Origin of the sequence: Falsiroseomonas oryzae (genome assembly GCF_027856955.1) — a bacterium.
In the GTDB taxonomy this organism is placed as follows: domain Bacteria; phylum Pseudomonadota; class Alphaproteobacteria; order Acetobacterales; family Acetobacteraceae; genus Falsiroseomonas; species Falsiroseomonas oryzae.
Window position 1 is genome coordinate 1 of record NZ_JAPSMD010000681.1, and the last position, 2,000, is coordinate 2,000.

General features: G+C 73.3%; 2 protein-coding genes. Both read left to right on the forward strand.

Annotated elements, in window-relative coordinates:
* The coding region (locus OZN99_RS30535) for a murein hydrolase activator EnvC family protein (protein ID WP_270938968.1) at positions 1-396 on the forward strand (396 nt) is incomplete at its 5' end.
* A 141-nt stretch (positions 397-537) separates the two neighbouring features.
* The coding region (locus OZN99_RS30540; RefSeq protein WP_270938969.1) for a S41 family peptidase at positions 538-2,000 on the forward strand (1,463 nt) is incomplete at its 3' end.

Sequence of the window (2,000 nt, forward strand, 5' to 3'; positions counted from 1 at the left end):
GCCGCCCTGCCGGCCCCGGCCGGCGGCCGCGCGCTGCCGGTGGCCGGGCGGATCACCACGGGCTGGGGCGAGTCGGGTCCCGGCGGCCCGCATCGCGGCCTGACCTTCGCCGCAGCGGCCGGGGCGCGGGTGGTTTCGCCCTGCGGCGGACGTGCGGTCTATGCGGCGCCGTTCCGGTCCTACGGGCTCTTGTTGATTGTGGACTGCGGCGGGGGATACCATTTCGTCCTGGCCGGGCTGGACAGGCTCGACACCTCGGCCGGCCACCGGCTGCTCGCGGGGGAGCCGGTGGGCGTGCTGGCGGGGTCTGGCGGCGCCGGTGCCACGCTCTATGTGGAGTTGCGCCGGAACGGCCAGCCGGTGGACCCGCGACCGTGGTTCGCGGCGCGGGGATAGTCGAGGAAATATCCGGGTTACAAACCCGGGGCAGACATGCTGTCCGTTGGCACGCCCTTCCGTGCCGGCGCCGGGGGGCGAGGCCCGCTCCGGTGGATGACGTCATCGGCCGAAGCAGCGGCCAAGGGATCGGGTGATCGAATGGGCGACAGGCAGGACGGGTCGAAGCGGGACGGCAGGATGCCGAGCGTCGGCGTCGTCGCGGGGTTGCGCGAGGGCGCACCGGCGTCGCCGCCGGCGGAGCGCCGGCGCAGCCTGCGCACCTTCGGCGCGGTCGGTGCGGCCTTCCTGGCCGGCGCGGTGATCGGCCCGGTGATCGCGGTCCCCACCATCCAGGCCTGGGCGCAGGATGGCGGCCGGGCGGAGACCTATCGGCTGCTCAACCTGTTCGGCGACGTGTTCGAGCGCATCCGCGCCGAATACGTGGAGCCGGTGAGCGACCGCGAGGTGATCGAGAACGCGATCAACGGGATGCTCCAGGGGCTCGACCCGCACAGCTCCTACATGAACCCGCGCAGCTTCCGCGACATGCAGGTGCAGACGCGCGGCGAGTTCGGCGGCCTCGGCATCGAGGTCACGCAGGAGAACGGCTACGTCAAGGTGATCTCGCCGATCGACGACACGCCCGCGGCGCGCGCCGGCGTGCGGCCGGGCGACCTGATCACGCACCTGAACGGCCAGTCCACGCAGGGGCTGACCCTGCAGGAGGCGGTGGAGCAGATGCGCGGCGAGCGCGGCACCGCGATCCGCCTGACCATCCGGCGCGAGGGCGAGCGCGCGCCGATCGAGATCAGCCTGACCCGCGACGTCATCCGCCCGCAGGTCGCGCGCTTCCGGCTGGAGGGCAACGACATCGCCTATGTGCGCCTGTCGGCCTTCAACGAGCAGACCGAGGGTGCGCTGCGCCGCGCGGTGAGCACGATGCGCCAACAGGCCGGCGGCAACCTTCGCGGCCTGATCCTCGACCTGCGCAACAACCCGGGCGGGCTGCTGGACCAGGCGGTGCAGGTGGCCGACGACTTCCTCGACCAGGGCGAGATCGTCAGCACGCGGGCGCGGCGCAGCGAGGACGCGCAGCGCTGGAACGCCCGCCAGGGCGACATCGCGCAGGGCCTGCCGATGGTGGTGCTGATCAACGGCGGTTCGGCCAGCGCCAGCGAGATTGTCGCCGGCGCGTTGCAGGATCATCGCCGCGCGGTGGTCATGGGCGTGAAGAGCTTCGGCAAGGGCAGCGTGCAGACGGTGATGCCGATTCCCGGCCAGGGCGCCATCCGGCTGACCACGGCCCGCTACTACACGCCCTCCGGCCGTTCCATCCAGGCGACGGGCATCGACCCCGACATCGAGGTGCTGGCCACGCGCCCCGACCCCGCCGCGCCGCAGCGCGACCGCGAGGCCGACCTGCGCCGCAGCCTGCGCAACGACAACGAGAGCCGCTCCGCCCAGCAGCAGCAGGCGGCTCCCCCGCCGCCGCCGCTGAACCTGCCGGCCGGCGTGCAGGAGCGCGTGGTGCGCGTGCCGGCCGAGGGCGCGCCCGCCTTCGACCCGACCAAGCCCGAGACCGACCACCAGCTGCAGCAGGCGGTGCAGTTCCTGCGGCACCT